Below are 209 nucleotides of genomic sequence, written 5' to 3' on the forward strand. Positions count from 1 at the left end.
ATACTTCTGTATGCTCCTTCCGTCGCTGCGTTTGCCGCCTTGTCTCAGCGTAAAATCCTTCGGACTCTGAATCTGAGCTGAAAATTGTTGTCTTCTCAATCCGCCAAAACAGCTTCGGCGTTGTAAGGTTAAGCCTCACGGTTCATTAGTACCGGTTAGCTCAACGCATCGCTGCGCTTACACACCCGGCCTATCAACGTCGTCGTCTT

At 50.2% G+C, this 209-nt stretch carries 1 rRNA gene; it reads right to left on the reverse strand.

The features are described 5' to 3' along the window. Positions 1–124: 124 nt before the first annotated feature. Positions 125–209: ribosomal RNA gene (locus tag HV477_RS28175) — 23S ribosomal RNA — on the reverse strand; the annotation flags it as partial.

This window comes from Salmonella sp. SG203 (assembly GCF_013350575.1).
Taxonomy (GTDB): domain Bacteria; phylum Pseudomonadota; class Gammaproteobacteria; order Enterobacterales; family Enterobacteriaceae; genus Salmonella; species Salmonella enterica.